Consider the following 8273-nt stretch of genomic DNA (forward strand, 5'->3'; position numbering starts at 1 on the left):
CCAACATGCCGGCGAGGGCGAGAGCATAGGTGATTTTCATATGTGCCTCCGAAAGTTAGCGGGTGTCTTAGGGGACGCATGTATTTCTGCATGCCGCATCTGAACCCTATATGAATGCCAGAATTGACGGGTGGAAACCCCTCGCGTTACGCATCGGGTTGTCGTCTCCTGTGATGGCTGGACATCATCGCCATTGTTTGGCCCTCGATCACGGCCCGCGGCGCGGCTTGCCCGGCCACCGTCCGCCGCAACGCAGTCATGGCCACTCATCTTGGCATCACAGAGCGCTTGGTCCGCAGCCTCCACTAACTCGGCCTGGTTCATGGACGTCGATATATCCGATAACCGCCAGCGATTGATGAGCGCTCGTACCACCACCTGGGCAGCGGAAATTGATGCTAAGCGTCACGAACGACGATGTTACGTCCGTTCTCTTTAGCTCTGTAGAGAGCGCTGTCTGCCCTGCCGAGGAGCAATTCCCGACTAGAATTACCTACTTCCAAAGAGGCCACGCCGATACTGACTGTCACAAACTGGTTCGGACTGCCTTTATGTTCGATCGCTAATTGCAGCACGCTCTTCCGGATGAGTTCTCCGATGACGATTGCCTCTGGTAGGCTGGCAGTCGGAAGGAGCACAGCAAATTCTTCGCCGCCATAGCGCGCAACGATATCGCCCGGCCGCACGCGGTCTCGAATAGACTCTCCTATCTTCTTCAGACATCTATCGCCGGCGGGATGACCGTAGCCATCGTTGAACGACTTGAACCAGTCCACATCGATCATGAGAAGGGCGAGGTCTTTCTCGCCTTCTAAAGCGAGATCGAATTCTCGTGAGAAGGCGGCATCAAACAACCGGCGGTTCGACAGACCCGTAAGCCCATCTTGATCTGCAAGCGTCTGTAGTTGGCGATTTGCTTCCTGAAGCTGCTCCTCGATCGCTTTGCGCTCCGAAACATCCCTTAGGGTTCCGATAATACCTGACGGGAGGTCCGATTGCCGATCCATCAGCGCCTTTAGCTGCGCTTCGACCCAGATCCAACGCCCATCGCGATGACGCAAGCGACAGAGAAGCAAATGGCGCTCGAGGTCGCCGTCGACAAGCGACTGAAATGCCGATCCTGCACGTTCAGTATCTTCGGGATGTGTGATCGCAATTAGGTGCGTGCCGATCAGTTCCTCAGCTTCGCGACCGAGGATATCGTAGCATGCCGGAGAGACGTACCGGTGAACAAGATCAACATCGAGTTGGAAAACCATATCGGTTCCATGGTTCGCCAGCAGCCGGTAGCGAGCCTCGCTTTCCTTAAGCCGTTGCTCACCGACTACCCGGTCATGAATATCCCTGCCTACCGAATGAATAGCGGTTACTTGCCCGTCCAAGTCTCTCAGGGCCTTGTTGGTCCATGCCATCCATCTGACCCGGCCATCGGGCAACACGACTTGATTTTGATTCTCAATGCTGTGATCGACGCTGCAAACCTTGCCCAAATGGTGCTCGACCGCCAATCGGCTGGTCTCTGGAATGAAGTCGAACAGACTCTTTCCGATCATTTCGTCGGGTTCGCGACCATAGTGACGTGCGTAGGCATGATTGACAAATCGAAGCTCACCCTCAGGGCTTGCCAGCGACACCAACTCCGTTTGGCTTTCCACGAGATCCCTATATCGTGCTTCGCTTAAGGCTAATTGGCGCTTCGCTGCTTTCAGTGCCGTCACATCCGTGATGACCGCCAACGACACACCCTGGGCTTCACCCGGAAGCCTATCCAAAACCGCCGACAACAAAACATCGATAATGCGGCCGTTCTTGCAAACCATTTGATATTCGATGTTGTCGCTATGGCCGGTCAGAAAGAAGGCCGGAAGGACTTCCCGCAATGCGTACGCGCGCGACTCGGCGGTTAAAAACTCAGACGAACGTCTGCCGATAACTTCTTCTCGAGTGTAACCGAGTTTATCCAGCCACGCATCGCTCACCGAGATCAGTAGGCCGTCCTTGTTGATCGAATGGAGCATCGCTGGTGTGACTTTGGTTCGGTGCTCGAGCTCGGTCCTGATTTCTTCATTGCGCCAAGCTTCGATATCAAAGGTGGAATTCCGCGACACTTACACTCCGATTTGGCCTCGGCCCGCACTTGTCTTGCGGGCCACAACAAAAAAAATCCTCCATCGTTCATTATCTCCGGCGCATTATAATAGAATTAAGGACGGAATTTTTGGCCTCAAATTCGATCGTTTAAACGGCCTGACATTTCAATGGTACTACTTGAACCTCCACCATCCCCTTGGACCAGCGAGATTTCCGACCGAGGATGCAGTTGAGGTGTGTCAGTACCGGAGCAGTGCTCCTCAGCCGGGCAAGCTTCAGCGACGTCTGGAAGGCATCGACGAGCGAGGCGTTGGTGTTGACGAGCTCCTTGGCCATGCGCAGGCCAAGCCAGACGTCAAAGTGGCTCTCGTCGTACGTCCGCTTGAGCGCGCAATCCCAGCGGCTAGCATTGGTACAGGCGGGACGGACCTCGACCTGATGATCTCGCGCGCATCGAGGACAATCCGGGCAAGCGCATAAAAGCCCACCGGCTCAATCGGTTCTCGGCCGCTCCGATTTGGGCAGCGCCAAGCCGTGCCTGGCAAGCTCAAGGGTCAATATCCGCGTTTCAAGCAGATTAAAAATCCTGAGAACGGCCTCGATCGCATCGAAGGGCTTCGTCAGGAAGTCCTTGGCGCCAAGCGAAAGAGCCCGCCGTCGCGTTGGCAATGTCGCGTCAGCCGTCAGCACGAGGATCGGCAGATAGCTGTCTTCGGGAATGAGCCGCGCAAAGGTTTCCAAGATGGCGAAACCATCGAGATCCGGCATCATAAGGTCGAGAAGGATGAGATCCACGGGATGTTCCCGGAAGAGGCGTAAGGCCTCACGGGGCTGGGTGGTGGTCAGGAGTTCGGTGAACCCCTCGCGTTTCAGCAGACGCTCCAGCAATGCGACATTGGCAGGCTCATCATCCACGATCAGGATCGTCGATCGTCGCAGGTTGTCTACCGAATTGGTCATCGATCATGCACCTCGTTCAATGGGATGGATCTTTAGAGGCTCGTGTTCCAGAAACATGGAAGATCCGCCCGGCAATTCCAAATGGAAAGTGGCGCCGATCTCCTGACTGCTGCTAAAGCCAAGCGTGCCACCCATCGCTTCGATCAGGCTCTTCGACAGAGCGAGACCGAGACCGGTCCCCTCCTGGTCGCTCCGCTCGGCTCCCAACCGGTCGAAGGGATCGAAAATGCGCGAGGCAAGGTCGGGTGAGATGCCAAAGCCGGTGTCGCTGATTTCAATCCGGACACGGCCATCTTTCGCCTTGCCGTGGCTGACCGTGACGCTTCCCTCGCGACGGTTATATTTGACTGCGTTGGACAGAAGATTGAGCAGCACTTGGAGGAGACGGCGTCGATCGGCCAGCACGACCAGACCGGCCTCAGCCGGCTCGATGATCCCGATCAGGATCTGGCGCTCGGTGCTAAGAGGCTTAGCGAGCGAAATGGCTTCCGCGATCACCTCGGAAACGGGTTCCGGTTCGATCGAGATATCCATTCGCCCGGCCTCGATCCGCGACAGGTCAAGAAGCTCGTTGATCAGACTGAGAAGGTGCCGCCCAGCTCTCAGGATTTGGCCGACACTGTCTTTTGAGTCGTCGTCCCTGGCGTCCATTTCCAGAAGCTGGGCAAAACCGAGTATCGAATTCAACGGCGTTCGCAGCTCGTGGCTCGTACGCGACAAGAACTCGCTCTTCGCGTTGTTCGCCTGAATTGCCTCCTCGCGGGCCGTAAGCAGCGCCTCATCAAATTGCTTGCGCTCGGTGATATCGCGTATGATTTTGGAGAAGCCGCGCAAGCGGCCTGTTTCATCATGCAGCGCAGTTACAACGGCATGGGTCCAGAACCGCGATCCATCCTTGCGAACGCGCCATCCCTCCGCCTCCGCCCGCCCGATCAGGCTCGCCTCCGAAAGCTCCTTCGCCGGCAAAGTGTCCTGTGTTTCCGAAGGGTAGAAGCGTGCGAAAGGCTTTCCGATGATCTCTTCGGCCCTATAGCCGGTTATCCGCTCGGCGCCGGCGTTCCAGCTGACCACCAGTCCATTGGTATCGAGTCTGATGATGCCATAGTCGCTGACACCCTCGACCAGAAGGCGAAACCGCTCCTCGCTCTCCTTCAGGTCGGCCTCGCGCGCTTTCAGGAGTATACCTGCATCCTGAAGCGCCCGCTCAAGCACCCCCAGCTCGTCGCGAGAAGCATCAGCAACGACGACAGCCTCGCCCCGCGACAGACGATGCGCCTGAGCCTTCAAGGCATAGACCCGGCGAACGATGCTCGCCGAGAACAAGAGAACCGCGATGAACGCGCCCAGAAAACCGAGAACCCCGGCAGCCACCATCAGGCTTCGTGAGAGGATGCGCACCCTGTCCGCCGTCTCGGTCCGGGCGCCCAGCAGATCGGCTTCCCGCTTCGTCATCGCATCGATTTCGGCCCGCAGCACGTCAAGGTCCCGCTTGCTTTCGGTCAATGCGGCCGTCAGGCCCTCGCGAGATGGCGCCGGCGATGCATCGGCGTGCCGCAAGGCATCGAGGCTGGCGAGCTTGGTGCCTACAAGGGCGCGAATGCGCTCAAGGCGAGCCTTTTGTTCCTCGTCCCGTAGTCTGCCGCTCATGTCGTCGATAACGATCGGCAGCCTTGCCTCGGCGCGATTATAGGGGTCAAGGAAATCGTCGTTTCCGGTCAAGAGATAACCCCGGACCCCGGTTGCCGCCTCGGCGATCAGGGCATGGATCTCCTGGATACCGGATTGAATTTCCAGCGTCACCCGCACCTGATCCTCGGCCACCCTGCTCTGGCGGTCCGCGACGAAGACCGAAGCGAGCGCTGCCATGAGCAGCGCCAGCGGCACCAAAATGATAACGATGCCCTTGGTGCGCAACGGAAGATCGGCGAAGCGCCATTGGGACGCACGCATGGCCTTGCTCATCGCGACGGCACTTTCGACATTTCCACTAGCCCGCCGTGAACCGCCATGACGGCCGCCTGGGTGCGGTCGCCGGCCCCCAACTTGGCGATGATGCGCTCAACATGGATCTTCACGGTGCCGGGCGCGATCTTCAAGGTCCGTGCGATTTCCTTGTTGGTCAGGCCCTCTGCGACCTTCGACAGGACTTCGCGCTCCCGAACCGTCAGCGTCTCCAGAGCGCTGTTGCTGGTTTGCGGCTTCGTCGCGGCACGGCGCAAGAGCTTGGCGACGAGGGCGCCGTCAAAGAAAGCGTCGCCCTGAAGCACCCGCCGGATGGTGCGCAGAATGTCATCGCGGCTGGCATCCTTCAGCAGATATCCCGACGCCCCGGCCTCGATAGCTGCTTCCAGATAATCGAGACTGTCGTGCATCGTGATGATCATGACCCGCGTTGACGGTGATACGCGCCGGATCTCCCGCGTCGCGCCCAGACCGTCGAGACGCGGCATACGAATATCGAGGAGTGCCAAGTCCGGCCTATGGGCCGCACAGGCATCCACCGCCTCCATACCATCGCGCACGCTCCAGCGGATCTGAAAATCATCTTCGCCACCGATCATAGCAGCGAGGCCTGCACGGGCGAGATCGTGATCGTCGGCAATGAGAATTGAAGCGGTCATGCGCCAGCTGTCTTCTGCTTCAGGGGTGCGACGGCGCAAACACGCGTTCCGCCGCCAGTATTGGCCGCGACGGTGATTTGACCGTTCAGCAGCCCCAAGCGTTCCCGCATGCCGACAATGCCAAGACGTTCTCCGCGTGTGGAAGGATTCCGATTTTCCATAATGCCCTTTCCGTTGTCGATCACTTCCAAATGAGCGCAGCCTTCATCCTCGAAAAGACGGACGATCAATCTTGTCGCATCGGCATGCTTGACGACATTGACGATCGCCTCCTGTGCCACACGGTAAAAGACGATCCCGGTGGATGTCGGCCAATCGGCGGCCGCCTTATCCAGATCGGCAATCACCTCGATATCGTCGATGGCATCGAGACGCGCGCGCAGCGCCGCCGCAAGCCCGAGATCGTCGAGCTCGGCAGGGCGAAGATCGGCGATGGCGGCGCGGATATCCGCAACAGAACGGCGGGCGAGCGCTGCCAGTTCATCGAGTTCGCCGCGAAGGGCATGGTCGTCGCCGACGCGGACGCCGAGGCTTTGCAAATGATAGCCGAGCGTTGCGGCGATTTGGGCGGCGCCGTCGTGCAGATCTTGCGCGACCCTCCGCCGCTCCTGCTCCTGGGCTTCGATCAGCTGGGCGACCAACGCCGAGAGTTCGTTGCGCTGCCTCGCGAGATTGTCGAGAAGTTCGAGCCTTTCCGCCGCCTGGCGTTCGAGATTGAACGCATCAGCTAGCAGGCCCGCGACGATCTCCATGGTCTGGCGATCGTCGGGATCAATCGGACGCCCCTTCGACACCCCCACAATCGTCAGATGGAGACCGGCGGCGTTCTCCCAGGAAAACACGATGGATTCGGTTTGCGCATCGCACGCGGGGCTGCCGGCGCTCAATTCCAGGGGGTCTTCATTCCGAAGCTGCGGCAGAACGAGCACGGCCCGCAGTGCGCCGGCAAAGACGATGATGCGAGCCAATATTTCCCTTGCGGCGGTCTCGAAGGTTTCACCATCCAGCAAGTCTCGCGCTTCGATAATGAAGCGCAAGCGTGCCGCCCGCGCCTCCGCAGCACGATAGAGGGTCCTCAATTCCCTGACGGTTGCCGACTGCGTCGTGTCGATACCTTGCTCCATGCCTGCGCAGCCACGCTCCTAAAAATGATCATTTCCATCATACCATAATCATTCCGGCCGCGATGTCTCTATGCCGTTCGGCAGATCGGATTGGCACCAATCGGCAGATGAGGCTGCCAGGCCGATCAACTAGATATCTGGTCATGCGGTTGACCGATGCGATGTCCGCCGGAACCGCCAGATAGGAAGAAACTGAAAATGCGTATCCTCATTGCTGCTACCCTCGTTGCCGGCCTTGCGCTGATCCAACCGGCCGCCGCCTCTGCGACAGGAACCGTGGAAAAATCCGCATGTGCCCCGGTTACCGAGCAGCAGATCGCAAGCCTCTTCGACCGCTGGAACACGTCGCTTGCGACACTGAAGCCGGAGGAAGTTCTCAAGAACTATAGCGAAGACTCCGTTCTTCTCGCGACGCTGGCAAACAAGCCCCGCCTGACGCAGGAGGATCGACGCGAATACTTCGAGCACTTCCTGGAGAAGAAGCCGCAGGGCCATATCGACAGCCGCGACATCAAGATCGGATGTAACTGGGCGGTCGACGTCGGCACCTACACCTTTACCCTCAAGGACGGCTCGAAGGTCCCGGCACGCTACACATACACCTATGAGTTCAAGAAGGGCGAGTGGCTGATCACGTCCCACCATTCGTCGATGATGCCGGAGAAATAACGGCAGTCCGGCCTCGCGCTGCCGTTTTACCGCAATAAAACACGGCGTGGGGCCGCCACTCGTCATCGGGACCGGCACAACATAGCCATGTCGACGCCGATCCCGGTGACAATTTTTCCGCAGCTGGAGTTCCCGTGCGTTCATTGTGACGCACGGAGGGCGCTCTGGCCCAGCGAATCCCGAGCGTCCTGCCCGCTTTCAGTTAACCCCAGCTAAAAGCGGGGTGCCCTGGTATTTCGGCCTTCAATCGTCTTGAAGCGGATCTTCCGCGCGCCTTTCCACAGGGTCAGGCCGCCCAACTCGGGAAGCTTGTCGAGGTTGGACGTAACGGCGATGAAATGGTTACCGGCGAGCTGGCTCTTTTGCGCCGAGCTGTCGAGTTCGACGCGGCTCTGACCCGTATTTTCATTTAACGCTGATCCGCTCAATCGCGGAGACGCCATTAACGATATCGATATCGAAGTAGGGTCACGGAGAAATGCAAAACTGGGTGAGATCGCGCTGCAAATCGATACTTCCCTTCCTCAACAGCTACACTTATCGCTCGACCTCGCATCGGCCGTAGAGTGATCTCAGTTTAGCCCTTTGGGCATTCGACATGTTCTGGGAAAAGTCGCTCAATGCCCAAAACATCGCAATCCTTTCCAGCTGGGTCGGATTTACCATTCCGCATCGAAACAAGTCGATCAGCGCGGCAGCAAAACCCTGTCGGCTGTATTGAGTATCATCGAACCAGCTCTGCGTCGTAGCTAAGTCAAATACTCGCTTTATGACTTCGAGCTCGCTTTGCGACAAATCGCCTTGTGCG

General features: G+C 58.3%; 9 protein-coding genes. 1 reads left to right on the forward strand and 8 read right to left on the reverse strand.

The window, feature by feature from the left end:
- Nucleotides 1-398: 398 nt before the first annotated feature.
- The 6 genes from QD409_RS34860 to QD409_RS34885 form a co-directional block, all read right to left on the reverse strand.
- A complete protein-coding gene (locus QD409_RS34860) occupies nt 399-2108 on the reverse strand; it encodes a sensor domain-containing diguanylate cyclase (RefSeq protein WP_430764969.1) in 1710 nt (569 codons plus the stop codon).
- Nucleotides 2109-2238: 130 nt separating this feature from the next.
- Complete coding sequence (locus tag QD409_RS34865; protein WP_430764970.1) at nt 2239-2427, reverse strand: hypothetical protein; 189 nt, start codon at nt 2425-2427, stop codon at nt 2239-2241.
- Nucleotides 2428-2583: 156 nt separating this feature from the next.
- Nucleotides 2584-3051: a response regulator gene (locus QD409_RS34870; RefSeq protein WP_430764971.1), complete on the reverse strand. Its 468-nt coding sequence runs from the start codon at nt 3049-3051 to the stop codon at nt 2584-2586.
- A gap of 3 nt (nt 3052-3054) precedes the next feature.
- A complete protein-coding gene (locus tag QD409_RS34875; RefSeq protein WP_430764972.1) occupies nt 3055-5001 on the reverse strand; it encodes an ATP-binding protein in 1947 nt (648 codons plus the stop codon).
- A gap of 8 nt (nt 5002-5009) precedes the next feature.
- Entirely contained in the window at nt 5010-5672 is a 663-nt protein-coding gene (locus QD409_RS34880) for a response regulator (RefSeq protein WP_430764973.1), read from the reverse strand.
- Nucleotides 5669-6796 (reverse strand): sensor histidine kinase, encoded by a 1128-nt coding sequence (locus tag QD409_RS34885; protein ID WP_430764974.1) that lies wholly within the window; start codon nt 6794-6796, stop codon nt 5669-5671. The genes QD409_RS34880 and QD409_RS34885 overlap by 4 nt, the downstream gene beginning before the upstream one ends.
- A 198-nt stretch (nt 6797-6994) precedes the next feature.
- On the opposite strand from QD409_RS34885, the gene QD409_RS34890 reads away from it, so the two are divergent.
- A complete protein-coding gene (locus tag QD409_RS34890) occupies nt 6995-7465 on the forward strand; it encodes an SgcJ/EcaC family oxidoreductase (RefSeq protein WP_430764975.1) in 471 nt (156 codons plus the stop codon).
- 212 nt (nt 7466-7677) lie between these two features.
- Here the strand turns inward: QD409_RS34890 and QD409_RS34895 are convergent, their stop codons facing one another.
- Both QD409_RS34895 and QD409_RS34900 read right to left on the reverse strand, forming a co-directional pair.
- Nucleotides 7678-7893 (reverse strand): hypothetical protein, encoded by a 216-nt coding sequence (locus tag QD409_RS34895; RefSeq protein ID WP_430764977.1) that lies wholly within the window; start codon nt 7891-7893, stop codon nt 7678-7680.
- Between the two features lie 109 nt (nt 7894-8002).
- Nucleotides 8003-8273: hypothetical protein (locus tag QD409_RS34900; protein WP_430764976.1), on the reverse strand; the 271-nt coding region annotated here is incomplete at its 5' end.

It is taken from the genome of Rhizobium sp. BR 315 (assembly GCF_050577975.1).
Taxonomy (GTDB): Bacteria; Pseudomonadota; Alphaproteobacteria; order Rhizobiales; family Rhizobiaceae; genus Rhizobium; species Rhizobium miluonense.